The organism is Haloarcula sp. MBLA0138, from assembly GCF_055632455.1.
The window spans coordinates 1,711,939-1,734,562 of sequence record NZ_CM145746.1 but is presented as its reverse complement, the minus strand read 5'-3'; the positions used below and the strand labels follow the sequence as shown (position 1 = coordinate 1,734,562).

The following is a 22,624-nucleotide window of genomic DNA, read 5'->3' as shown; positions in this document are numbered from 1 at the left end:
GTACCGTCCACACGGGGGTTCAAATATCAATCGTGAAGGACCGGCCGTCTCACGGGGGCGGCGCTCGCCGTCGGGCGGACGCGGCGACCGCTACTGCGCGTCGGCCTCGGCGTCGACCTCGCCGGCGGCTTTGGACTCCTCGACGGCCGTCGTCAACGAGACGTTGAGCCACGCCATCGAGGCCACGCCGCCGACGATGGTGACGGCGTTTTTCACCGCGTGGTCGACGACGGCGATGCTCAGGGCGGCGGTCACGCCCGCCGGAGTCAGCGGCGCGACGATGACGGTGAACGCGCCCTCGTAGAGGCCCACGCCCCCCGGCGTCAGGGGGAGGACCTTGGCGAGGTTGCCGACGCTGACCGCGAAAAACGAGACGGCCACCAGCGACGCCGTCACCTCGAAGCCGAAGGCGGCGAACACCACCAGCGCCGTCACCACGTCTAGCGTCCAGATGCCGAGGCTCCCGAGACCGACGCGGGCGAAGGCCGGGCCGTCGGCGGCGACGGTCTGTACGTCGCCGACGAAGCGCTCGACGACGCCCGCGACGTAGTCGGCGTAGGAGTCGTCGCTCAGCCGTCCCACCGCCGCCCGGACGTAGTTCCGGTCCGTGCGGGCGCTGGCGACGATGACGAGGACGGCGGCGATGGCGGCCGCCCCGACGGCCGCGGCGACGACGACGGCCGTCTGCCCGCTGGCGGCGGTGTCGCCCCCGACGGTCCCGCCGGCCAGCGCCGTCAGGAGCGGGTCGACGGAGCCGGTCGCGGCCAACCCGACCATGACGACGCCGGCAAGCAGCGTGATGGTCAGCAGGTCGAACACCCGTTCGACGGCCAGCGAGGCGAAGCCGGTGGGGTACGGAATCGAGCGCCGCGCCTTCACGACGTAGGCACGGACGGCGTCGCCCGCGCGGGCGGGGAACACGAGGTTGCCGGTCTGGCTGATGAATATCGCGCCCGTGAGAAATCCCCACCGCTCGCGGTGGCCCGTCGAGGCGAGGATGTCGCGGTACCGGACCCCGCGAAGCGGCCACGAGAGCGCGTAGACGGCCCCGCTGACCGCGACGAGTTCCGGGCTGGCGTCGGCCATCCGAGCCAGCACGTCCCGGGGGTCGAGGTACTGGGTCATCAACAGCAGGGCAACGACGACGAGCGCGGTGCCGGCCCCCAGCGAGACGCGGGGGGTGATGCGCGGGCTGACCGACAGCTCCCACCACGTCCGGAGAATCTGGCTCCCCATGCCCAACACGTCTCGGACGATGTCGACCTTCGAGTCCCCCTTGGGCGTCCAGTCAACGGGGAACTCCTTGACGCGGAACCCCTCGCGCTGGGCCTTGACGAGCAGTTCCGTGTCCCAGAACCAGTGGTCGTCGCCGACCTGCGGGAGCAAACTGTCGAGCGCCGCGCGGTCGAAGGCCTTGAAGCCGCACTGGTGGTCCCGCAAGTCCGACCGGAGGAAGGTCCGGACGAGCGTGTTGTAGCCGAGGCTGGGGACGCCGCGCTTGGCGGGCCGGTCGGCGCGGTTCTCGGGCAGCCAGCGGGAGCCGGTCGCCACGTCGTACCCCTCGGTCCGGACGGACTCGACGAGTTCTTCCAGGTGGCGCATGTCGGTGGCGAGGTCCGTATCGAAGTACGCCAGCGTCTCGCCGCGGGCGCGCTCGAAGGCGAGCGCCAGCGCGCCGCCCCGGCCGAGGCGCTCGTCGCTGTGGACGTGGCGCACCCGGTCGTCGGCGGCGGCCAGCCGGTCGGCGATGGCGGGCGTGCGGTCGTCACAGCCGTCCTCAGCGACGATAACCTCGAAGCTACCGGCGGGGAGGAAGGAAGCGAGCGTCTCGAGCGTCACCGTGACGGTCCGCTCGATGGTGTCCTCCTCGTTGTACGCGGGGAGGACGACGCTCACCTCGACGTCGGTCATTGACCCCGGATAGTCCGAGCGGCGTCAAGAGCTTTCTGATAGCCCGAACGCGGTACGCCGTCGTTGTCGCGGGTAAGGACATCGTTACGAAGCGGGCGAGCGCGAGCGGCCCGCACGCCGTCGGCGGTAGGGACATCGTTATCCGGGTTCGAGCCCCACTACCGGTATTCGAATGGTCATCGGCACTGTCATCGCGGGCGGGATGGTCTGCTCGCTGCTCGCGACGCTCGCCGTCGTCGCCGTGCTCGGTGACCGCGACACCGTCCCGGGCGTCGGTGCCTACCGGGTGTTGCTCTGTATCGGTGCCGTCTGGATAGGGTCGTACCTCCTCTCCCTGTTCGTCTACGACCCGGCACTGCACCGCCTGCTGGAGATTCCGCACTACGGCGTCGCCGGCGTCGCGGCGGCTGGCTGGCTCGTCTTCGCGCTGCGGTACACCGGCCGGGGCGAACTCGTCACGCAGCGGTCAGTCGCGCTGTTGCTCGTCGTACCGGTGTTGACCGCGGTCTTCGCCGCGACCAACTCGTATCACCACCTGCTGTGGACCGACTACGCGGTGCGGTCGGTCGCCGGGCTGGCGTCGTCGACGTACGACTACGGTCCGTGGTTCGTCGTCTTCGTCGTCTTCTCCTACGCTGTCATCGGTACCGGCCTGCTCCTGCTCGTCGAGGTCGCGGTCTTCTCCCGGGGCGTCTACACCCGGCAGGTCGTCTCGCTCGCCGTCGCCGCCACCGTGCCGCTCGCGAGCAACCTGAAGTGGATACTCCGCTTGGAGCCGCTGCCGACCATCAACCTCACGCCGGTGACGTTCACGCTCTCGTCGATACTCATCGGCTACGCCCTGCTCCAGCGGGACCTGTTCGACCTCGTCCCGGCGACCCAGCGCTTCGGCACGCAGACGGCCATCGACGACCTCGGCAACAGCGTCGTCATCGTCGACACTGGCGGGGCTATCGTCGACGCCAACGCCGCCGCAGAGGCGCTGTTCGGCGCGTCGACGGACGCCCTCGTCGAGACGGACCTCTGGGACCGCCTCGGCGTCGACGAGTTCGACCCCGACGGGGGGACCGGTCCGGTCTCCATCGAGACCGAGCGCGGACGCCGGGAGTTCGGCCTGACGACCGCGCCCGTCGAGGACCATCACGACCGCGTCATCGGCCACGCCGTCTCGCTGTACGATGTCACCGACGAGAAGCACCGCCAGCAGCGCCTCGCCGTCCTCAACCGCGTCGTCCGACACAACATCCGCAACTCCATGTCGGTCGTGATGGGAAACGCCGAGTACGTCGCCGATAGCGGCGGCGGGGACGTGGCCTCGGCCGCCGAGACCATCGTCGGCAACGCCGAGTCGCTGGTCGAACTGAGCGAGCAGGCCCGGGCGGTCGACCGCGTGTTCGAGGGCAGCGGCTCGCGCGCGACGGTCGACCTCGCCGCCCTGCTCCGTGACCGCGTCGAGGCGTTACGGGCCGACCGCGAGGAGCTGGCCGTCTCGGTCGACGCGCCGGCCGACTGCGACCTGTACTGCCAGCCCGGGACGCTGGAGGCCGTCGTCGACGCGAGCGCCCGGACCCTGTTGGACGCCGCCGGCGACGCCGACGAACTCGACGTGACCGTCGAGCGCCACGGCGGGTGGGTGACCGTCGGCCTCACGACCGACGGCCCCGGAATCCACCCGGACGACCGAGCAGTCATCACCAGCGAGACGGAGACGCAACTCGAACACATACAGGACCTCGACCTCTGGCTCGTCAAGTGGGGCGTCGAGACGCTGGGCGGGGAACTCGCCTTTGCCGACGGCGGGCGCGAGGGGCTGTTCTTCGACCTCCCGGCAGAGGTCGACGGCGGGACGGGCAACGCCGGGCGAGAGACGGCGGTCGCGGACGGCGGACGCGGTAGCGGCGACGGGACGTGACCGCGCCGTCTCAGTCCGCGCCCTCGGGGTTCCCGGCGGTGACGAACGGGCGGAGGTCGTCGCCCACTTCGCTCGCCGCGTCGTAGGGGCGGCCGACGAGGATGTCGCCGGCGCGGCTCTGCCCGACGCCGGGGATAGTCGACAGCTCCGCCATCGACGCCGCGTTCACGTCCAGCGGGTAGGGGACGCCGGTCACCGAGCGGTAGCCGTGGTCGGTGACGGCCACGTCCACGGTGCGGCCGAGGGGACGCTCGCCGGGGAGGCCGACGAGAAGCGGGTAGGTTCCTAGCTGTCGGCCGAACGTCTTGCCGTCCTGATGGTACTCCAGATGCACGTCGGGCAGGACCGTCCCCGGCGGGGCGACCCGCTGGAGCATCGGGTTGTCTATCTCCTCGCGGACCTCCCGCTTGTACTGCTTGAACAGCTTCTTGTGGTCGTGGGCTATCTCCGCGCCGGTGTCGGCCATGTCGGTGCCCTCGAAGGCCATCACCTGCCGGATGTTCACCCGGCGGAGCATGAGGCCGGCGTCGTAGACCCGCTGTAGGAACCGCTTGTTGTGTTCGAAGGTCTCCTTTCGCTCGCCTTTCAGCCCGTGGACGAGGTTGATTCCCGGCAGGAGCTTCGGGAGCCGGCGGGCCGCGTCGTCGCCGAAGTTGGGGGCGGAGTCCCTGTCGCCGTCCGGCCGCCAGCCCGCGACCTCGTTGACGACCTTCACGGCCTCGAAACACTCGTCGGCGGTGACGTTGAGGTTGTTGTCGCTCATCACCTCGGGGTCCGCGGATTCGAGGCCGAAGGCCGCGGTGTCGCCGGGGGTGTTGTGCTCGGCGATGATTCGAATCCCCTCCCGGGCCTTCTCGGGCCACTGCACGACGGTGATGGGGTTCATGTTGTCGAGGTGGAGCGTCTCCAAGTCCGGGGCCACCTCGCGGATACCGCCGTAGAGCCGCCGGAGCGCGTCGGGGTTCGGGGCCTCGCCGTCGCCGCCGTAGGCGAGGATGTCGGCCTGTCGGCCCAAGCGGAAGTGTCTCACGCCGTGGTCCGAGAGGGCGTCGACCTCGTCGACGACGCTCTCGGGCGGGCGGAAGTCCGGGTCGCCGTACATCGGCTCCGTGCAAAAGGAGCAGCGGTACGGACACCCCCGCGAGGTCTCCATCTCGCAGATGAGGTAGTCGGGGTGGTTGGGGTGTTGCTCGACGACGAACGCGCCGGCCCGCGCCCAGCGCGTCTCCTCCTCGACCGAGCGGTAGCGGTCGTTGAACCCCTCCAGCCCGGAGTCGACGAGGTCGAAGGCCGCCGCCTCCACGTCGGCCATCGCGAGGAAGTCGAAGTCGAGGTCGTCGCGCGCGGTCTCGCTGGCCCCCTCGTTGGCCTCGCCGACGCCGAAGCGGACGGGGCCGCCCATCAGCGAGGTCCCCTCGGCGGTCCACGCCAGCCGGCGGACCTCGTCGGGTTCGGCGGGCGTCCCGCCGACGTACTTCCCGGGAACGGTCATCCCGCCGACGTACACCAGCAGGTCGGCCGTCTCCACGTCGCGCCACCGCTCGTTGTCGTCGCGGAGTTCGTCGATGGTGTGGTACGTGACCCGCTCGCGGGGGACGCCGGCGTCGACCAGCGCCCCGGCGGCGTAGCGCGGGTACGTCGAGACGTACGGCGGGACCCCGAAGTGCGCGGGCTCGTCGACGTAGCCGTCGACGATGGTCACGGAGAGCGTCTCGGGGTCTGTCATGGGCCGGGGTTGACGCTCGACGCCTAAAACGGTGTCTGGTCCCCGCTGTCCTCAGCGACCGACCGCGCGGTGGCCCGCCAGCGCCAGCCGACCGACAAGGACGGCGAGCGTCCCGAGGACCAGCGCCTCGACGCCGTAGAACGCCAGTCCGTCGAGTCGGAGGAGCATCCCCAGCCGCCTCGCCGGCGCGTCGCCGGACTGCCCGAGCAGCGCGTGGTCGGCCCGGGCCGCCAGCAGCGCCGCGTAGACGGCCAGCCACCCGGTCAGGAGGCCCCGGCGCGTGTAGCCGACCCACGCCGCGGCGACGGTACCGACCGCGGCGGCGTCCATCGGGAAGAAGACGACGCCGCCGGTCGTCTCGAAGACGCCGACGGCGTAGCAGGCGAACGTGACGGCGAACAGGCTGGCGAGCAACTGGACGCGACGCGGCCGGCGCTCGCCGGTTCCAAACAGGAGGGGCGGACGGGCGACCATGTCGACTCTCCCCGCCGGCGGACGGATAAAACCACGCGCCGGCCCCGGCACGGCAGGCGGTCAGTCGTCCGCACTCGCCGCACTCTCGTCGGCCTGTGCGGCCCAGAGGTCGGCGTAGTCCCCGCCGGCCGCCAGCAACTCGGCGTGGCTGCCCCGCTCGACGAGTTCGCCGTCGTCGAGGACGGCGATGGTGTCGGCGTCCCGAATCGTCGAGAGGCGGTGAGCGATGACGAAGGCGGTGCGGTCCTCGACGAGGCGTTCGATGCTGGCCTGAATCCGCTCCTCGGTCTCGGTGTCCACGTCGCTGGTCGCCTCGTCGAAGACGATTATCTCGGGGTCGTTGAGCAGGGCGCGGGCGATGGCGACCCGCTGGCGCTGGCCGCCCGAGAGCTTGATGCCCCGCTCGCCTATCTGGGTGTCGTATCCCTCGGGGAGAGCCGCGACGAACTCGTGGGCCTGTGCGGCGCGGGCGGCCTCCCGGACCCGGTCGCGAGCCTGCTCCTCGCCGGCCGCCTCGCCGGCCAGCACCTCGCGGTCGCCGTAGGCGACGTTCTCGGCGACGGTGCCCGAGAAGAGGTATGGCTGTTGCTCGACGATGGCGACGCTGTCCCGGAGGGACTGCAGGCCGTACTCCCGCACGTCGACGCCGTCGACTTCGACCGCGCCCGCGTCCACGTCGTGAAAGCGCGGGACGAGTTGGAGGAGGGTGGACTTCCCCGCGCCGGTCGGTCCCGCCAGCCCGACGGTCGCCCCGGCGGGCACGTCCAGCGACACGTCTTCGAGCACCGGCCGGTCGGCCTCGTAGCCGAAGGTCACGCCGTCGAAGGCGACCCGCCCGTCGATGTCCTCGGGGGTGTGGGGGTCCGGCGGGTCGGTGACGGTCGGGGACTGCCCCAGCAGGCCGAAGACCCGCTCGGCGCTCGACTTGGCGAGTTGGTACTTGTTCGCCGACTTCCCGACGCGGCGCATCGGCGAGTAGAGCCGGCGGAGATAGAGGAAGAAGAGCGCGAACGTCCCGGCCCGGAGCATTGTCTCCCCGTCGGCGGTGACGAAGTCTCTCCCGGCGACGAAGAGGATGCCGACGAAGACGACGCCGGTGAGCAGGCGCAGGGCGGCGAAGAAGGCCCGCCGGATGCGTAGCGCGGCTACCTTCTCGTCGTGGTAGGCCTGACTCTGCTCGGTCACCCGTCGGTTCTCGAAGTCGTAGCGGTCGAAAGCCTTGATGACGGGGACGCCGCTCAGGTTGTTCTCCAGCCGGGTGTTGAGCCGCGAGACGGTCTGTCGAATCGAGCGGTACCGGGGCTCTATCCACGTCAGGAAGTAGCCGCTGGCGACGCCGATGACGGGGACGGGCGCGAGCGCGATGGCGGCGAGCGTCGGCGAGTGCCAGTAGAGGACGACCGCGATGCCGCCGACCGTGGCGACGACCCGGATGAACTGCCGGAACTCCGTGTTCAGGAACGACTCCAGCCGGTTGATGTCGCTGTTGAGGATGGACATCATCCCGCCGGTCTGGTGGTCGGCGAAAAACGACAGCGAGAGGTGCTGGAGGTGGTCGTAGGTGTCGTTCCGGAGGTCCCGCTGGACCTTCTGAGCCGTCGACTGGAGGAGGTACCGCGAGGCGAAGCGGGTCACCGACCGGACGAGATAGGCGATGGCGGCGACGGCGACGAGCCGCCGGAGGAAAGCGAGCTTCGCCGCTTCGCCGGTGATGGTCCCCCCGGGCAACAGCCCGGCCGCCGTCAGCAGTCCGGGCTCGCCGCTGCTGAGGACGACCCGGTCGATGGCGGCGGCGACGACGATGGGCGGGACGAGCCGGGCGAACCGCGTGCAAAACGCCGCGAGGACGCCCGCGGCGAGGCGGAGCCAGTACGGCGTCGCGTAGCCGACGAGGTTCACCATCGGGTGGCCGTCGACGTTCTCCCGGACGCCATCGAAGCCGCCGTGTTCGTCGGCCATACCGGCTAGTCCGGTCGGAAACTGAAATACTCCGGGCTTGCGGACTACACGTAGATGTGGCCTTCCTGCGTCTCGGCCGGCGTCGCCCCGGCCCCGCTGGCGACTCGGCCGGCCGAGACGGCCGCGGCCAGCGAGTCCAGCGCGTCGTGGCTGTCGAGGTACGCCTCGCGGTGGTCGCCGACGGCGACGCCGCAGTCCGCGAGCGCGTCGAGGTTCGCCGCCCGCCGCTGGCGTGCGCCGTCGGTCGTCTTGTACCCCTCGCGGTAACAGCCCAGCCAGCCGAACGTCGCCGCGGGGTACACCTCACAGACGACGGTGTCGGCCCCGCGGCCCTGCATCGGCGCGACGGCCACGTCCGGCGCGTCGGCGAGCCGGCCCAGCACGTCCCGGAGGCCGTAGAAGGTCATGCTCCTGACGTGGCGCTCGTACGGGCAGAGGCCGCCCCGCCGGAAGTCCGTCTCGCGCCGCAGCGCGCGCTTGCCGGCGACCATCTCGGCGGTGTGGCGACAGGCCTCGGCGAAGGCGTCGGGGTCGGTCGGGCCGCCGTCGCTCGCGGTCCACGACAGCAGCCCCCGCCAGTCGCCGTCACACTGCGCGTCCAGCAGCGACTGCGGGAGGCTGAAGGGGAAGTCAAGTCCCACACAGGCCGGCCCGTCGGCGACGCGCTCGACCAGCGCCGCGTGGGCCGTCTCCCGGTCGCGGCCCCACCTATCGGCCGCGCGATAGCAGTCGTCCACTCGCAACCCCCCGTCTGTTCGCGTGGCCTCAGTCACCCAGAGCGCGTCCCCGGCCGCGCTCGCGCCGCTGAAGTCCACGCCAAGGACACCGGAACCCATACCGGGCCTCTCACGACGTACTACTATCAATCTACCGACGGGAGAGTGCGGCCGCGACCGCGGTCGCCGAAAGGGGTTTGTCGCTGACCGACCAACGGAATACCATGCCGACTACACTCGAAATCGTCTGTAACGACGACGACTGCGAACTCGACATGTTCGAGTTGCACTACACCTACGACATGCCGGAGTCGGTCGGCGTCGCCGACTTCGACTGTCCGTACTGCGGGACGACCGAGGAACTCGAAGCCATCGAGCTATGATGCGCGGACTGGGCGAGTCCATCGGGGACGCCATCTTCGAGAACATCGGGCGCGCCGCGGGGCGTGTCCAAGAGAACAAGCCGCTGCCGGCGGACCTGCTGGAGTCCGACGACGCCTACCTCGTCGTCTTCGACGCGCCCGGTGCGACCGCCAGTGACATCCAAGTCCGATACGTCGACGACAGCATCGAGGTCCGGGTCGACCGCTTCCGGGAGTTCTACGACGAGTTCGAGATGCGCTACCCCGGCCGCGGGCTGGCACTCGACGGCCGCGTGACTCTTCCCGACGACGCCGTCGTCGACCCGGAGACGGCGACGGCGACGCTGCGAGACGACGGGACGCTCCACGTTCGCGTCCCGAAGACGGCGGCGCTCGACGACGCGGACGAGACGGGCGACGCTGGCGGCACCGACGACGCGGACGGCGCTGTCGACGTTCAAACGGACGTTGGCGCGGACGACGACGCTGACGACTGAACCGCATCCGCTGTTTTACGACGTATACACTCACCAGTCCCGCGTCGGGTCCCCCAGCGCGTCGAACGTCTCGCCCCCGTCGAAGCGGGTCGGGTCGACCCGCTCGGGCAGTCCCGGCGCGACCCCCCACTCCCCGTCGAGCAGTCGTGCGGCGACGTACTCGCCGACGGCCGGCGCGCGCATCAGGCCGTGGCCCTGCCACCCGGTTGCGACCCACAGGCCGTCGGCGACGCGGCCGAGGAGGGGGTCCCGGTCCGGCGTCGCCGTACAGAGGCCGGCCCACGACCGCTCGACGGCGGGGTCGAGCGTGGTCGCCTCGGCCACCCGCCGCAGCGACGCGTCGACGAACGCCGGGTCGGCCGCGGCGTCCCAGTCGTCTGGGTCGACCTCGTGGGCACCGTCGCCGACCAGCAGGCCGCCGTCGCGGGGCCGCCAGTAGAACTCCCGCGCGGCGTCGTACAGCGACGGCAGGTCGGCGTCGACGGCGGCGGTGACCAGCGCCTGCGCCCGGTAGGTCTTCAGCGGGAGTTCGACGCCGGCGGCGGCCGCCAGCGGCTTCGTCGCGGGGCCGGCCGCGACCACGACGGCGTCGTAGTCGACCTCGCCGTCGGGCGTCGACACCGTCGTCGCCGCCGCGAGCGACACTTCGGTCCCCGTCTCGACGGTCGCGCCCGCGGCCCGCGCCCGGTCGGCCAGCGCCGCCGCGACCGCTTCGGGGTCGACGGTCCCGGCGTCACGGGCGACGCCGGCCGCGGTCACCGTCTCGGTTCGGAGCGCCGGATACCGCTCCCCGAGGTCGGGCGGGTCTACGAGCGCGGCGTCGACGCCGCAGTCCTGCATCCCCGCGACCTGCTCGCGGACGGCGGCCGCGTCGCTCTCGTCGCGGGCCACCCAGACGTAGGGGCGGTCGGTCAGCAGGCCCCACTCGCGGTACCGAGTCAGCGCGCGGCCGGCGACGGCGGCGTCGGTCCGGTCCGCGAAGGCGTCGTAGCAGATACCGGCCGCGCGCCCGGTCGCGCCGTTGCCCGGCGTGTCTCGCTCGTACAGCGTCACCGCCGCGCCGCGGGCCGCGAGGTCCCCGGCCGCGACGAGTCCCACCGCCCCGCCGCCGACGACGGCGACCCGCATCTATCGCCCGAGCGGGTCCAGCCCGCGGGCCGGGTACGCGACGACGGTGTCGACGCCTGCCTCGCGGAGTCGTTCGACGCGCTCGGCGACCGCCCCCGGCGCGCCGACCAGTCCGTAGTCCCGGACCGCCTGCCGGAGGACCTCCCGCGCGCGCCCCTCGGCGGCCGCGCCGGTCGCGGCGTCGTCGGGGAGCGCCCGCCGGACCGGGCCGCGCCGGGCGACGTAAGGCCCCAGCGCGTCGAGCGCGGCGTCCTCGTCGTCAGTCGCGACCAGCGGCGCGTAGACGGCCACCCCACCGTCGAACCCCGCCGCCCGCAGCGCCCGGACCTCCTGCGCGGTGGTCCGAGAGAGGAGGTCGTACTGGGTCCCGCCGACGGCCAGCGCCACGCGCTCGATGCCGTCGGTCCCCACCCACGGCGCGTCGGCGTCGGCCGCGGCGGCCCGCAACCGCGGCGCGACGGCACGCTCGCGCTCGCTTTCCGTGAGGTAGTCGCCGTGGCCCGCCACGAGGACGCGCCCGACGCCGTCGGGGAGGTCGGCGACGGCTCCGTCGTCGCCCAGCGGGTCGAAACCGTCGGCCCGTACCGGGGTGGTCACGCGGACGGTGGCCGATGCCGCGAGCGCCGACAGCGTCTCGGCGTCGGGGACAGCCGCCGCCCCCTCGTAGTCGACCGCGAGCGTCTCCACCGCGAGGTCGGCGGCCGCAACGAGGTCGGTCTCCGTGGGCTTGAGCGCGACCGCGTCGACACCGAGGTCGGGCAGCGTCGCACCCGCGAGTGTCGTCATGTCGGTGTAGTATCGGCGGTGTGGCGCAAAGTCCTGTCGCTCCCGGCCCGCACGGCGGCGCTCGCTCAGACTTGGTCCCGGACGCGCTCGGGCAGGTCGTCGTCCGGCCCGGTGTAGCGGTCGGGTTCGGGCGGGACGTCCCAGTCGGTGCCCAGTTCGAGCAACTGGACGAGCATCCGAGCGGTCGCGCCCCAGACGGTGTAACCGTCGACGTAGAAGAAGTGCAGCCGTATCTCGCCGTAGTGGTGGTGGTCGCGCTGCTCGGACTCGTAGTTGTCGGGGTCGGTGAGTTCCGACACGGGCAGCGGGACCACCTCGGCGACCTCCTCGTCGGTCGGGAGGTAGTCCCGGTCCGGGATGCGGCCGACGAAGGGGCGCACCGAGTAGTGGGTCACCGTGCGGATGTCGTCCAGTCGGCCGACGACGTTGACCGCCCGCGGGTCCAGCCCGATCTCCTCGTTGGCCTCGCGTAGCGCCGTCGCGAGCAGGTCCTCGTCCTCCGGCTCTCGGCCGCCGCCGGGGAAAGACATCTGTCCGGGGTGGTCGGGCAGGTGGTCGGCCCGCTTCGTGAACAGGACGGCCTCGCCCTCCGGACGGGTGACGACCGGCGCGACGACGGCCGCCGACTGTGGCTCGTCGTCGACGGCCAGCGGGTCGTGTGCCCGTATCCGGTCGAACTCCATACCGGACGAACGGCGTGGACGCTCTTAATCGCGTGGGTCCGCGTGCCGGCTCAGGCGTCGTCGAGTCGCTCGCGCGCGCTCCGCAGGTCGACCGGGCCCCACGCTTCGAGGTCGTAGCTGGCGTCCAGCAGCCGGTCGATTCGCTCGCGGTCGCCGTCGGTGACGGCCCGCGCGGCGTCCTCGCGGAACCGCGACTCGACGGCCGCCGCGACGCGCTCTCTCGGCAGCGTCCGCTCGGGCACGTCCATGATGTGCGGGAGGTCCGCCGCGCCGTCCGGGAGCGCGGGAAACGCCGTCGGCCCGACCGCGAGCAGGGGGTCGACCCCCTCCGCGTCGTGGTCGGCGACGGCGACGAGGTGATAAGAGTCGACCGCCGCGTCGATGGCGTCGCCGAAGGCCGCCGGGTCGGCGTCCGCGCCGCGCTTGAAGGCGAGTTCGGCGCAGGCCTCCGCGAGTTCCCCGCGGGTCAGCGGGCCGACCACGTCGACGACGCCGGCGAGTTCGTCCGGTGACGGGTCCATGTCCGAGTCCGCGCGGGCGAGGGGCTTGAGCCTTAGGTCTCCGCGCGACTCGGTAGCCGGCCGTCGGCGTACATGGCGAGCAGGGCGGCCAGCAAGACGAGCAACGCGGCGGCCATCCCGCGGAAGATGGTCGGGAAGCCCACCCCGGCGTCCCGGAGGAATCCGATGACGGCGCTGCCCGGGGCCTGAAGGACCATCATCCCGGTCCCGTAGGCCGCGTAGGCGCTGGCACGGTGGCGGTCGGGCAGGGAGCCGAGGAGGTAGGTGTCGGCAGCCGGGAAGATGCTGTGGATGACGTAGCCGGTGACGGCGCTGAAGACGGCGAGCGCTCGGAACCCCGACAGCGCCGGGAGCGCGAGGATACAGCCGGTGAAGGCCGCGACGATGACGAGCATGTACGGGACGGCCGGCAGTCGGTCGGCGAGGCGACCGCTGACGTAGAAGGCCGGGACGCCGGCCCCGAACGCCACCAGCAAGAGGACGCGCCCGTCGCCGTCGGGGACCCCCAGCGTCCCGAGGTAGGTGACGTAGAAGTTGAACAGGCCGTTCCAGACCATCGTCGTCAGCCCGAGCGCCGCGACGGCCGTCGCCACGATGCGCCACTGCGCCCGCACGGCCCCGAGTACGTCCCGGTCCTCGGTCCCAGCCTCGGGTAGCGAGACGCGACGCGCGACGACGGCGAACGCCACCGTCGTCAGCCCGGCGGCGACGGCAAGCAGTTGGAGCGTGATACGCCACGGGCCGTACAGCAGGACCACCGAGACGAGCGCCGGCGCGACGACGGCCGCGAGTTGGCTGGCGACCCCGTGCCGACCCAAGGCGCGACCCGGCCGGGACGGGTACAGTTCGCTGATGAGCGTGTTGGCCGCGATGAGGTAGATACCGCTCGCAAGTCCCATGACGAACGCGCCGGGGAGCAACAGCACCGGGTCCGGAACGAGCGCGGTGGCGGCTGTCCCGACGGTCAGGACGACGCCGGAGCCAACGACGGCCGCCGACCGGCTCACGCGGGTCAGGAGAAAACCCGTCGGGAGCCGCGAGAGGGCACTGCCGGCCCAGACCAGCGTCGCGAGCAGCCCCAGCGTGGCGTCGCTCGCGTCCGTCGCCAGCCGTATCGGCTCGATGAGCGGCGCGAAGACAACTCGGGAGAAGTTGATGAGGAAGACGAACCCGAGCAGGGTGCCGAACACCTGTCGTCGTGACACGGCTTCGGGTCGGCGGTCGACCCACAGAAGGGTTCCGGAACGCCGCGGCCTTTTTACCCGCGGGTGCCGCACTCCCGCGTATGGATTCTGTCAGGAAGGCCCTGCGGGCCGGGGACGTCGAGAAAGACAGCTACGGGCGACTCTCCTGTACGGCCTGTGACGAGCCGCTGGACACCGACAACGACCCGGACCAGGTCGGGAAGGTTCGCACCTGCCCCGAGTGCGGGAGCGAGTGGAAGGAACTGAGCTGAACCTACTCGAAGACGGCGTCGAACGCGTCGGCCCCGAGCGGCTCGTGACGGCCCGCGGCGACGTTTTCTTCCGCGTGGGCGACCGACCCTGTCCCGACCAACGACGCGGTGACGCCGGGCGCGCTCCGGGCGAAGTTGATGGCGCGCTGGGCCCGCGTTTCCCCGTCGAGACGGGCAGCGACGGACTCCGGCATCTCCTCGGCCAGCCGACCCTGCATTATCGACGCGCTGGTGAACACGTCTAGCCCCGCCTCGTGGGCGAACCACAGCGCAGACTGCGGGCCGTCGGCCCCATCGTGGGCGGCGACGGTGAAGGCGTCGGCCATGTAGACGTTGAACGGCACCTGTATCGCCCGGAAGTGGGTCGCGGCGTTGCCCGCGCTGTCGGCGGCCGCCCGCGCTCGCTCGACGACCGCCGGCAGGGAGAGGTACCGCTCGTGGTCGGCCGGCACGCGGAAGGCGTCCCAACTGGCGACCCCGTAGTGGCCGATGTCACCGTCGGCGGCCCGTCGCTCCAGCCGCTCGAACGCGGCTTCGAGTTGGTCGTAGACCTCGCTCCGGGAGCGCTCGGCCAGTTGCGTCTCCGGGTTGTGGACGTAGTAGAGGTCGACCGTCTCCAGCCCGAGGTTCGACAGCGAGCGGTCCAACTGGTCGTCGAGGAAGGCCGGCGCGATGCAGTGCTGGCCGCCCGCGAGGTCCGCGCGGTCGACGATGCCGGTGTCGACGTACTCGGTCTTCACGAACCGGCCGGGGTCGGCCGGCCGCTCGCCGTCGAAGGGGACGAACCCACCCTTGGTGGCGACCACGACGGCCTCCCGGGGCACGTCGGCGTCCGTGACGGCCGCGCCGACGGCGCGCTCGGAGCGCTGGTGGCGGTAGTTGATGGCCGTGTCGACGAGGTTGACCCCCGAGGACAGCGCCGTCCGGACGGCGTCGCGGTAGGCCGCGTCGCGTTCGTCGGTCGCGTCCCCCAGATACGTGCCGACGCCGATGCTGGAGACGACGCCCTCGCCGAACCGGCGGAAGAACGTCCGCGCGAACGCGTCGCCGTGGTCGTCCCGGTACGCCCATGTCCCCTCGCGTGTCGCCATGGCGTCCCTTCGACGGGGACGGACAAAAGCGCGGAGTTTCCGCGCGGTCAGCGCTCGCCGCCCAGCGCCTTGAACATCTCCTCGCGGAACTCGGTCCGCGAGAGCCCGTCGCTGGGGCCGATGCCAGCCATGTACTCGACGGGGACCTGCCCCCCGCCCATCCGGGCGTGGCCGCCGCCCTCGGCCATCGGGATGTCGTCGAGAACTGCCTCTATCACGTGGCCGATGTGGACCCGGTCGTCCCGGGAACGGCCCGCGACCCGCATCGTCCCCTCGCTGACCCCGACGACGACGACCGCCGAGACGCCTTCGAGGGTCTCTAGTTCGTCGGCGGCCTGCGGGATGGCGTCGGTGTTCGACACCTCGCCCACGTCGCTGAAGGCGTAGGGCGCGCGGACCTCGCGGTTGGTGATGGCCCGCGCTTTCACCTCCAACACCTCGGCGTCTATCTGCGGGTTGGCGATGCGGTTCAGGAGGTCGCCGTCCATGCCCTCGTAGAGAAACGCCGCGGCCTCGAAGTCGGTCGCCGAACAGCCGTTGGTCAGCGACCGGGTGTCCGACTGGATACCGTAGACCAGCCCCGTGGCGACGTGGCTCGGGAGCGCCCGCTCGGGAACCTCGTCGGGGTCGACGCCGCCGTCGTCGGGGTCCACGTCGACCTCGTGGAACGCCCAGTCAAGCGCGTCGAAGTACGTCGCAAACAATGTCGCACACGACCCCATGTCCGGTCGCACGTCGGTGAACCGCCGCCCGGTCCCCTCGCCGGGATGGTGGTCGACGACGGCGACGGGCTCTATCTCCGCCGCACCGGGGAATCCGCGGGCCTCGTTGTGGTCGACGAGGACCGTCGCGTCGGCGTCGATGCCGTCGGCCGACTCGACACGGTCGAAGTCGAGGTCGAGGACCGTCTCGAACGCCCGGTTTTCCGGCCGGCGAATCTCGCCGGGGTAGTGCAGCGTCGCCGCAGTGTCGACGGCCCGGGCCAGTTGCTGGACGGCCAGCGCCGAGGACATCGCGTCGGGGTCCGGGTTCGGGTGCATCAGGACCGCCACCTCGTCGTAGTCGGCGAGGACCGAGGCGAGCCGTTTCCCCGGCGAGCGCCCGACAGTGCGCCAGAGCCACACGCCGGCGGCGGCCAGCGCGAGGAGGGCAACGGCGACACCGGCGGCGACGGCCGGGTCGGACCTGACGACCCCCGCAGCGGTCTCGGCCCACTCGCCGGGACCGCCCGCGGGTACCTGTGTCATACGTGGGAGATACCCCGGCGGCGACAAGAAGGTTCCCCCGCTACCGCTGCGACTCGCGGTATCGCTCGACTGCGGCCAGATACCCTTCTCGGAACGTCGGATAGGCGAACTCGTAGCCAAGCGTCCGGAGCAACGTGTTCGAGCAGCGCTTGCTCGTCTGAATCCGCCGCCGTGCAGTCGCCGAGAGGTCGGTATCGTCGAGACGCTGGGCTTTCGTCTGTTTGGGCGGGTAGTCGACCTCACACTGCTCGGCCAGCCAGTCCGCGAACGCCCACTTCTCGACCGGTTCGTCGTCGACCACCAGCACCGTGTCCTCGCGGTGGTCGCCCTCGAGCAGGAACCGCACCGCGCCCGCCGCGTCGTCCCGGTGGACCATGTTGAGGTAGCCGGCCGTCACCGGGCCGTCGAGGTACCGCTCCAGCCGGTAGCGGTCCGGTCCGTACAGCCCGGCGAAACGGGCGACGGTGCCGTGCCCGCCGTGTTCCGCCGGCCGTTCGCGGGCGACGCGCTCGGCCTCGGCCAACACCTCGGTCTTCTCGGTCCGCGGGTCCAGCGGTGTCCCCTCGTCGACCCACTCGCCCCCGTGGTCGCCGTAGACGCCGGTACTGGAGGTGTAGACGAGCCGTTCTGGCGGGTCCTCGCGGCCCCAGAGGTGGTCGACGGCCGTCCGGAGGCCGTCGACGTACACTTCGCGCGCGGCCGCGGCCCCGCGACCGCCCGAACTCGCGGCGAAGACGACCCAGTCGGTGTCCGGGACCGCGGCGAGCGACTCCGCGTCGGTCACGTCGGCACGGACGCCGTCGAAGCCCGCGTCCTCGATGGCCGCGACGCCCACCTCGGACCGGCGGACGCCGACCACGTCGTGAGCGTCGCGCAGTTGGCGGCCGAGTTCGAGCCCGACGTAGCCACAGCCCAGTATCACGACCCGCATGGTCACCGCTGCCGGCGCTCGATGTAGCCGTGCAGGCGGGCGTACTCCGCGAGCGTCACCGGGTAGCGCCCTTCTATCTTCTGCTGTATCGCTTTGGGCTCCATCTCGCCGTCGATACCCGACGCCAGCGACTCGACGTCCAGCACCGCCGTCGTCATCCCCATCAACAGGATGTCCTGTGCCTCGGCGCGAATCGCCGCCGCGTCGGGCCGCTCGGGGTCGGTCGCGAGCAGGGCTGCGGCGTCTTCCAGCGTCAGGTCGGCCACGTCGCCGTCCGCGGCGGCCGCGACCGCCTCCTCGTCGACCCCGCTTTCGTCGGCGGCGTCCGCGACACCGACCCGCTCGACCGCCTCGGCGATGACAGTCCCGTAGGCCGTCACGAGTTCGGCCGTCGACTGCTCGCCAGCGTCCGGGAACTCGGCTCTGAGCATACCGACTGGTACGGCCGGGGGGTATTAGTGGGTGTCACTCTCCACCGCGGCCGGCGTCGGGCCAGCCCGCCGAGCGCTCGTCGGCGTCGCCGCCCTTGTCGCCGACGCCCCGGGGCTTCGGGGGCACGACGACCACGACGCCCGTGTTCGCCCGGAACGAGATGCGGTCGGCCGTCCCGAGGCGCTCGCGCGTGTCGTCGCTGTCGACATCCAGTCGCGCCGTGTCGCCGTCGCGTGCGTACGTCAGTTGCCCGCCGGGCTCGGTCGGCGGTCCGTGGCCGGCCGTCACCGTGAAGCGGGCGTACTCGCCCTCGACGGTGACCCACCAGAGGTTCGTGGTCGCGTACCACGCCGTCAGCGGCGGTGCCAGCGGGAGGCCGGCGGGGAGACCTTTCGTCCCGAGCCGTCGCTTGGCGACGCGCTCGGCCTCGCGCTGTCCCGCGCGGGCGAACGCCTCGCTGACCGCCGTCCGCGAGACGGTCCGGACCGCCGACGCCGTCCGGTTGACCGTCGTCTCGCGCGGCCGGGCGGTCCGCTGTGTCGTCGCCTCGTTGACGGTCCGGGACAGCTGTATCGCCAGCCAGTCGCGTTCGAGCGCAGAGAGTCCGTGCCGCCGCGCGGCCGCGTCGGCGACGCGGTCGGCCGCCGCACCGCTCGCGAGCGCCTGCCCGCGCGCCGCGGTCGTCTCCCACCGCCCCAGTGCCGCCGCGACCAGCCGCTCGCTCTCGCGCGGTCCCGCGTCGGTCTCGGCCCGCACCGTCGCTTCGAGGCGCGCTGCGACGTACCCGTTCGACACCGCCACGACCGACTGGAGGCGGTCGCGCTTCGTCCGCAGGTTCGGGGCCGAATCGTTGTCGAGGGTCGCGTTCGCCGCCGCCAGCGTCGCCGCGGCCACGCGCAGCCGCGACCGGTCGGCAGTGTCGAACAGCCCCTCGGTCGCCACGTCCGCCGTGTCGGCATACGGGGCGGTAAAGAGGTTCACGTTCCGTGCGACCAGCGGGTGTTCCGTTCCCTCGACGGCGTGGTAGTTCGCCCCGTCCAGTTCTGCGAGCGTCAGGTACGCCGGGCTGGCGTCGACACGGGTCCGGACCGGACCCGCGGGACCGGTCGGGACCGGCCGCGTCCGCGGGACTCGGGTGTCCCGCGCGCCCAGTCCCCGCCTGAGTTCGGCGAGCGTCCCGCCGGTGCGGTCGGCCACGATATCGCCCACGGCCCCGCGGGCCGACGACCGCTGGCCGGCCTGCTCGTCGAGCCGGTCCTCGACGGCGTTCAGGTACTCGATTCGCGCGGCGACGCGGGCCTTCTCGGCCACGCTGTCGTACGTCTCCGGAGCGGCGACCAGCGCCGCGCGCCGGGCATCGAGCCGCTCGCGAAGCCGTCGCGGCGGGTTCACCCCGAAGGTGCCGACCTGTCCCCGTTCGAGCGTGACGCTCGTGTTGCGGACCGTCTCCCGGAGCCGCCGGAGGTCGCGGTACACCCACGCCTGTAGGTCGGGGGGACGGTCTGCCTGTATCCGTACCGCGCCGGTGTCGACGCCGTCGGTGACCACGCGGGCCGCCACGCCGTCCGCGCCTCCGCGGTCCTCGACCAGCCGCGTCGTCGCCTTCGGCTCGACGTCCGCCAGATTCGGGCCGTCGAGCGGTCCGGCACCGCGTCGGTGGGCGGTCCGAATCGGGCGCTCCGGCGCGACGGACCGGTCGACGTGTCGCCCGAGGACGCTGACGCTCACCACCCGCCGCTCGGTGCTGGTCGACGTGGTCCACAGTCGCTCGCTGCCGTTCTTCCACTCGGCGGTCCGTCGGTGTGTTATCTCGACTACGCGGGCGAACCCGTCGAGGCGATGCCAACCGTCGCGGTCCGGGAGGGTCGCGTCGGCCGGCCCGACGACGCGAACGTCGCGGAACGTGTCCGTGTCGACGTTCGTCCAGTCCGGCCCCGGCGACGGAGGCACCGAGGGCGTCCCGCCGCCCCGGTGGCGCGACCGGGTCGCGAGTCGCGTCTCGACGCTGTAGACGTGCCGCGTGAGGCTGTCGAGGCGGGTCGGCTCTGCAACCGATGCGAACGCCGCGTCGGCCGTCTCGTTGACGCCGATTCGCATCTCGTCGCCGGGGTCGGGGGTACTCGCCGGCGTCTCGGTCGGGCTGATACCGTCCGGCGGCGGCCGGTACTGCGGTCCGCTGAGCGCCGATGCGCCCGGTGGCGCGGCCCCGCTCGCCCGGACGATGTCGGTCACGCCGGCCGCTGCCGTCGCCTCGGTGAGCGCCCGGCGACCGTCGGGGTCGCTCCGCCCGAACGTCGACCGCTGGACCCCCAGCAACGCGCCGTTCGCGGCCAGTCCCACGTGGCGGTTGGTGACGACGTTGGCTATCGGCGCGCCACCGAACTGCGCGTAGCCGCGGGCCCACGCAATCGGGTAGAGGCGAGCGGTGAGCCGCTGTGTCAGTCCGGGGCGTCCGATGCCGTGGTGCAGTCGCTTTTCGTAGGTCCGGACCTGCTCGTGGACCGCGAGTACGGGCGTCGCGACGACGACGGTCGGCGAGACGGTCCGCGTTGCCACGACCCGCTCTCCCCGCCGGACGGTGAGGTTGACACCGGTCACCGTCGCGCGCATCGCCGTCCCGTTCGCTCCCGCGCGGGCGAGGCGGACGCGGCGCTTCGCCGCCCGGAGCGAGGCCGTGTCGGTCGTCTCGGGCAGCGAGGCGGTCACCGTCACGCCGTCGCTGGTGTGGCCGACGCGGCGGAGTCGTTCCCGAACGCGGACGTAGACGCGGAGCCTGAGCGCGTCGCGGAACGGTCTCGACTCGTTCAGGGCGTGCCCGGCGGTCGTGTTCGCCGGGGTGACGACCGGCGTAGCGGCCGCCGCCCGGCCGGCCGCGGCCGCCCCGTCGCGCAGTGCCGTCCGCGTCTCCGCCGTCGCCCGGTCGAAGGCGCGCTCGACGGCGGTGTCGTCGGGTGCCGGCCGCTGGGCCAGCGTCGGCGCGAGGACGAGGCTGCCCACGAGCAGGAGTACCCCGACGAGCGCGAACGGGACGCGACCGCGTGTGTCGACGCGCAGGCTCCGGCCGCGCCGATTCACGGCGACCACGTCCTGACAGTGACCCGAATTGACTCCGTCCGGACGGCGTCCGCGGCGGCCCGCGGGGAGTCGAACGTCCGTCGGAGGTCCGTAACCAGTTTCGCGCGCAACGCGGCCGTCAGCTCCCGGTTCATCGCCTCGACGGACTGGCTCTCCGGGTCGACAGCGCCGCCGGTGAGGCTGGCTGCCCGTCGGTACCGAGCCGCCATCAGGCTGTCGCCCGGGTAGTCGCCCCGGAGCGCGAGGCGCGTCCGGTCGGGCGGGAACAGCCCGTCGACGACCGCCCGCGCGACGACGACAGCGACACCGTGGTAGCCGTCGTTCCGGGCGGCGGCCCGCGCCGGCGCGGTGGCATCGTCCATCCCGCTGGGGACGGTCACGGCGGCTGCTCGGACGTCCGCGTCGCGAGGCGGACGGCCGCCGACGTGGAACCGGCCACCGACCGGCGCGCCCGGGTAGGGACGCCAGTCGGCGTCGACGGCGACCCGCCGCTCCCGGAGGACGATTCGGTCCCGGGTCACCGACGCCGTCCGCCGCTCGAAGTCGCGGCCGGCCTCCGAGAGACGGTGTCCGTCAACCGTCGCGTTGCTCAGGGCGGCCTCGCCGAGCAGTTCGGCGACGGTCCCGTGGGCGGTCCGTCGGTGTCTGTCGGCCCTGTCGGCGACCCACGCCGGCGGTTCGCCCGGCACCGCGAGGGCGTACTCCACGCTCGCGGTGTCGGTCGCCAGTCGCTCGGCCGTCGCCGCGGCCGGCGTGGTCCCGGTCGCCGGCTGTTCGACCGCGCTGTCGACCACTACGACACTGGCCGCGCTGACGAACAGGAGACAGAGCGTCACGTCGACGACGGTGCTGACGCCTCTCATCGCCAGACGCGCACCTCCAGCCGCCCGGTCCGGACCCGTCCCGGCGCGACGGCGACGCTGACCGTTCGCCCGTCCGTATCCGCGGCCGGCGGCGGGGCCGGACCAGCCGTCCACGCCCGGTCGTCGACCCGGAGCGTCGCGTTCGCCCCGTAGGCTTCGGGGACAGCCCCGAGTGCGGACTCCACCCGCGTCGGTTCGACGACACCGGCCGTCGTGAGGTTCCGCTCGACGGCGTCGCCAGCGGCCGACGCGAGGTTCCGGGGAGTGCGCTGACCGAACGCGTCGTCGAGGACGCCGGCGTACAGCGACAGGCCCGCGGTGACGGCGAAGACCGCCAGCAGCGCTGCCAGCGGCTCCGTCGCGCCCCTATCCGACGAGCGTGACATCGACGCCTCCCCACACCACCCGTCTGACGGTGAGCCTGTCCGGTGTCGGCCGCCACCCGTCCTCGGTCGACCGCGCGTCGGCGACGGCGCGCTCGAACGACGCCGGTGAGCGATACACCCGCGCCGGGTCGCGTCCCGTCAGCACCGTCTCGAGTCCTGTCGTCGTCGCCGGCACCGCGGGGTACAGCAGCGTCGCGTGCGCGGTCCCGGCGTCGTTCCGGAGGCCGAACTGCCGCCCGTCGAGCGACCAGTGGCTCGCCCCGAGTTGCCGGTGGGCCACTGCCCCGTCGGGGGCGGTCGACACCTCGTCTATCGTTCCTGCCGTCGGCGTCGCGTCGGGTGGTGCCGTCGTGGGCAGAGCGACGACCACCGCGAGCGCCGCGACGCTGACGGCGCTCACCCCGAGCCAGACCGGCAGTGTGTCGGCGTGCGTGTCGAACACGTGGCCGACTGGTCCCGGTCTCTGAT

General features: G+C 72.3%; 22 protein-coding genes. 4 read left to right on the top strand and 18 right to left on the bottom strand.

The genetic code is table 11. The features are described from left to right. Positions 1-90: 90 nt before the first annotated feature. Positions 91-1,911 (bottom strand): flippase-like domain-containing protein, encoded by a 1,821-nt coding sequence (locus tag ACV7JO_RS09280; protein ID WP_470353128.1) that lies wholly within the window; start codon positions 1,909-1,911, stop codon positions 91-93. A 172-nt stretch (positions 1,912-2,083) separates the two neighbouring features. Between ACV7JO_RS09280 and ACV7JO_RS09275 the strand changes: the two genes are divergently transcribed. Further along, a complete protein-coding gene (locus ACV7JO_RS09275) occupies positions 2,084-3,823 on the top strand; it encodes a histidine kinase N-terminal 7TM domain-containing protein (protein WP_470353127.1) in 1,740 nt (579 codons plus the stop codon). A 10-nt stretch (positions 3,824-3,833) separates the two neighbouring features. Here the strand turns inward: ACV7JO_RS09275 and ACV7JO_RS09270 are convergent, their stop codons facing one another. Genes ACV7JO_RS09270 through ACV7JO_RS09255 form a run of 4 tightly spaced genes read right to left on the bottom strand, consistent with a single transcriptional unit; the run spans position 3,834 to position 8,818 of the window. After that, the gene (locus tag ACV7JO_RS09270; protein ID WP_470353126.1) at positions 3,834-5,549 is read right to left on the bottom strand and encodes a radical SAM protein; all 1,716 of its coding nucleotides are present in this window, start codon (positions 5,547-5,549) and stop codon (positions 3,834-3,836) included. Positions 5,550-5,600: 51 nt separating this feature from the next. Then, positions 5,601-6,023, bottom strand: coding sequence for a hypothetical protein (locus ACV7JO_RS09265; protein WP_470353125.1), 423 nt, complete (start codon positions 6,021-6,023; stop codon positions 5,601-5,603). Positions 6,024-6,083: 60 nt separating this feature from the next. Then, on the bottom strand, positions 6,084-7,982 hold the full coding sequence (locus ACV7JO_RS09260; protein ID WP_470353124.1) for an ABC transporter ATP-binding protein: 1,899 nt from the start codon (positions 7,980-7,982) through the stop codon (positions 6,084-6,086). A 44-nt stretch (positions 7,983-8,026) separates the two neighbouring features. After that, positions 8,027-8,818, bottom strand: coding sequence for a DUF429 domain-containing protein (locus tag ACV7JO_RS09255; protein WP_470353123.1), 792 nt, complete (start codon positions 8,816-8,818; stop codon positions 8,027-8,029). A 104-nt stretch (positions 8,819-8,922) separates the two neighbouring features. Here ACV7JO_RS09255 and ACV7JO_RS09250 point away from each other — a divergent pair, with 104 nt between their 5' ends. Together ACV7JO_RS09250 and ACV7JO_RS09245 are read left to right on the top strand one after the other, a co-directional pair. Then, on the top strand, positions 8,923-9,081 hold the full coding sequence (locus ACV7JO_RS09250) for a DUF7559 family protein (protein ID WP_470353122.1): 159 nt from the start codon (positions 8,923-8,925) through the stop codon (positions 9,079-9,081). Then, a complete protein-coding gene (locus tag ACV7JO_RS09245; protein WP_470353121.1) occupies positions 9,078-9,557 on the top strand; it encodes an Hsp20/alpha crystallin family protein in 480 nt (159 codons plus the stop codon). The genes ACV7JO_RS09250 and ACV7JO_RS09245 overlap by 4 nt, the downstream gene beginning before the upstream one ends. A gap of 30 nt (positions 9,558-9,587) precedes the next feature. Here the strand turns inward: ACV7JO_RS09245 and ACV7JO_RS09240 are convergent, their stop codons facing one another. From ACV7JO_RS09240 to ACV7JO_RS09220, 5 genes are all read right to left on the bottom strand, one after another. Then, positions 9,588-10,685, bottom strand: a complete 1,098-nt coding sequence (locus tag ACV7JO_RS09240; protein ID WP_470353120.1) for an NAD(P)/FAD-dependent oxidoreductase — start codon at positions 10,683-10,685, stop codon at positions 9,588-9,590. Then, on the bottom strand, positions 10,686-11,471 hold the full coding sequence (locus tag ACV7JO_RS09235) for a DUF7388 family protein (protein ID WP_470353119.1): 786 nt from the start codon (positions 11,469-11,471) through the stop codon (positions 10,686-10,688). 65 nt (positions 11,472-11,536) lie between these two features. After that, complete coding sequence (locus ACV7JO_RS09230) at positions 11,537-12,154, bottom strand: NUDIX hydrolase (RefSeq protein ID WP_470353118.1); 618 nt, start codon at positions 12,152-12,154, stop codon at positions 11,537-11,539. A gap of 50 nt (positions 12,155-12,204) precedes the next feature. Further along, complete coding sequence (locus tag ACV7JO_RS09225; protein WP_470353117.1) at positions 12,205-12,675, bottom strand: DUF7109 family protein; 471 nt, start codon at positions 12,673-12,675, stop codon at positions 12,205-12,207. 32 nt (positions 12,676-12,707) lie between these two features. Further along, positions 12,708-13,880: an MFS transporter gene (locus tag ACV7JO_RS09220; protein ID WP_470353116.1), complete on the bottom strand. Its 1,173-nt coding sequence runs from the start codon at positions 13,878-13,880 to the stop codon at positions 12,708-12,710. Between the two features lie 80 nt (positions 13,881-13,960). Between ACV7JO_RS09220 and ACV7JO_RS09215 the strand changes: the two genes are divergently transcribed. After that, positions 13,961-14,131, top strand: a complete 171-nt coding sequence (locus ACV7JO_RS09215; RefSeq protein WP_470353115.1) for an HVO_0758 family zinc finger protein — start codon at positions 13,961-13,963, stop codon at positions 14,129-14,131. Between the two features lie 2 nt (positions 14,132-14,133). Here the strand turns inward: ACV7JO_RS09215 and ACV7JO_RS09210 are convergent, their stop codons facing one another. Genes ACV7JO_RS09210 through ACV7JO_RS09175 form a run of 8 tightly spaced genes read right to left on the bottom strand, consistent with a single transcriptional unit; the run spans position 14,134 to position 22,598 of the window. Continuing rightward, on the bottom strand, positions 14,134-15,222 hold the full coding sequence (locus tag ACV7JO_RS09210) for an aldo/keto reductase (RefSeq protein ID WP_470353114.1): 1,089 nt from the start codon (positions 15,220-15,222) through the stop codon (positions 14,134-14,136). Positions 15,223-15,269: 47 nt separating this feature from the next. Then, entirely contained in the window at positions 15,270-16,469 is a 1,200-nt protein-coding gene (locus ACV7JO_RS09205) for a DHH family phosphoesterase (RefSeq protein WP_470353113.1), read from the bottom strand. 40 nt (positions 16,470-16,509) lie between these two features. Further along, complete coding sequence (locus tag ACV7JO_RS09200; protein ID WP_470355766.1) at positions 16,510-17,400, bottom strand: SDR family oxidoreductase; 891 nt, start codon at positions 17,398-17,400, stop codon at positions 16,510-16,512. 2 nt (positions 17,401-17,402) lie between these two features. Further along, positions 17,403-17,831 (bottom strand): DUF5791 family protein, encoded by a 429-nt coding sequence (locus ACV7JO_RS09195; RefSeq protein ID WP_470353112.1) that lies wholly within the window; start codon positions 17,829-17,831, stop codon positions 17,403-17,405. 34 nt (positions 17,832-17,865) lie between these two features. Further along, entirely contained in the window at positions 17,866-20,907 is a 3,042-nt protein-coding gene (locus tag ACV7JO_RS09190; protein WP_470353111.1) for a DUF7286 family protein, read from the bottom strand. Then, positions 20,904-21,770, bottom strand: coding sequence for a DUF7284 family protein (locus tag ACV7JO_RS09185; RefSeq protein WP_470353110.1), 867 nt, complete (start codon positions 21,768-21,770; stop codon positions 20,904-20,906). Before ACV7JO_RS09185 ends, ACV7JO_RS09190 begins: the two co-directional genes overlap by 4 nt. Further along, a complete protein-coding gene (locus ACV7JO_RS09180) occupies positions 21,767-22,156 on the bottom strand; it encodes a DUF7285 family protein (RefSeq protein WP_470353109.1) in 390 nt (129 codons plus the stop codon). The genes ACV7JO_RS09185 and ACV7JO_RS09180 overlap by 4 nt, the downstream gene beginning before the upstream one ends. After that, positions 22,137-22,598, bottom strand: coding sequence for a DUF7283 family protein (locus ACV7JO_RS09175; RefSeq protein ID WP_470353108.1), 462 nt, complete (start codon positions 22,596-22,598; stop codon positions 22,137-22,139). The genes ACV7JO_RS09180 and ACV7JO_RS09175 overlap by 20 nt, the downstream gene beginning before the upstream one ends. Between the last annotated feature and the right edge of the window lie 26 nt (positions 22,599-22,624).

Excerpts from the sequence above, each read along its gene's own strand:
- ACV7JO_RS09280 (WP_470353128.1), bottom strand. The coding sequence starts at position 1,911 with ATGACCGACGTCGAGGTGAGCGTCGTCCTCCCCGCGTACAACGAGGAG.
- ACV7JO_RS09275 (WP_470353127.1), top strand. The coding sequence starts at position 2,084 with ATGGTCATCGGCACTGTCATCGCGGGCGGGATGGTCTGCTCGCTGCTC.
- ACV7JO_RS09270 (WP_470353126.1), bottom strand. The coding sequence starts at position 5,549 with ATGACAGACCCCGAGACGCTCTCCGTGACCATCGTCGACGGCTACGTC.
- ACV7JO_RS09265 (WP_470353125.1), bottom strand. The coding sequence starts at position 6,023 with ATGGTCGCCCGTCCGCCCCTCCTGTTTGGAACCGGCGAGCGCCGGCCG.
- ACV7JO_RS09260 (WP_470353124.1), bottom strand. The coding sequence starts at position 7,982 with ATGGCCGACGAACACGGCGGCTTCGATGGCGTCCGGGAGAACGTCGAC.
- ACV7JO_RS09255 (WP_470353123.1), bottom strand. The coding sequence starts at position 8,818 with ATGGGTTCCGGTGTCCTTGGCGTGGACTTCAGCGGCGCGAGCGCGGCC.
- ACV7JO_RS09250 (WP_470353122.1), top strand. The coding sequence starts at position 8,923 with ATGCCGACTACACTCGAAATCGTCTGTAACGACGACGACTGCGAACTC.
- ACV7JO_RS09245 (WP_470353121.1), top strand. The coding sequence starts at position 9,078 with ATGATGCGCGGACTGGGCGAGTCCATCGGGGACGCCATCTTCGAGAAC.
- ACV7JO_RS09240 (WP_470353120.1), bottom strand. The coding sequence starts at position 10,685 with ATGCGGGTCGCCGTCGTCGGCGGCGGGGCGGTGGGACTCGTCGCGGCC.
- ACV7JO_RS09235 (WP_470353119.1), bottom strand. The coding sequence starts at position 11,471 with ATGACGACACTCGCGGGTGCGACGCTGCCCGACCTCGGTGTCGACGCG.
- ACV7JO_RS09230 (WP_470353118.1), bottom strand. The coding sequence starts at position 12,154 with ATGGAGTTCGACCGGATACGGGCACACGACCCGCTGGCCGTCGACGAC.
- ACV7JO_RS09225 (WP_470353117.1), bottom strand. The coding sequence starts at position 12,675 with ATGGACCCGTCACCGGACGAACTCGCCGGCGTCGTCGACGTGGTCGGC.
- ACV7JO_RS09215 (WP_470353115.1), top strand. The coding sequence starts at position 13,961 with ATGGATTCTGTCAGGAAGGCCCTGCGGGCCGGGGACGTCGAGAAAGAC.
- ACV7JO_RS09210 (WP_470353114.1), bottom strand. The coding sequence starts at position 15,222 with ATGGCGACACGCGAGGGGACATGGGCGTACCGGGACGACCACGGCGAC.
- ACV7JO_RS09205 (WP_470353113.1), bottom strand. The coding sequence starts at position 16,469 with ATGACACAGGTACCCGCGGGCGGTCCCGGCGAGTGGGCCGAGACCGCT.
- ACV7JO_RS09200 (WP_470355766.1), bottom strand. The coding sequence starts at position 17,400 with ATGCGGGTCGTGATACTGGGCTGTGGCTACGTCGGGCTCGAACTCGGC.
- ACV7JO_RS09195 (WP_470353112.1), bottom strand. The coding sequence starts at position 17,831 with ATGCTCAGAGCCGAGTTCCCGGACGCTGGCGAGCAGTCGACGGCCGAA.
- ACV7JO_RS09185 (WP_470353110.1), bottom strand. The coding sequence starts at position 21,770 with ATGAGAGGCGTCAGCACCGTCGTCGACGTGACGCTCTGTCTCCTGTTC.
- ACV7JO_RS09180 (WP_470353109.1), bottom strand. The coding sequence starts at position 22,156 with ATGTCACGCTCGTCGGATAGGGGCGCGACGGAGCCGCTGGCAGCGCTG.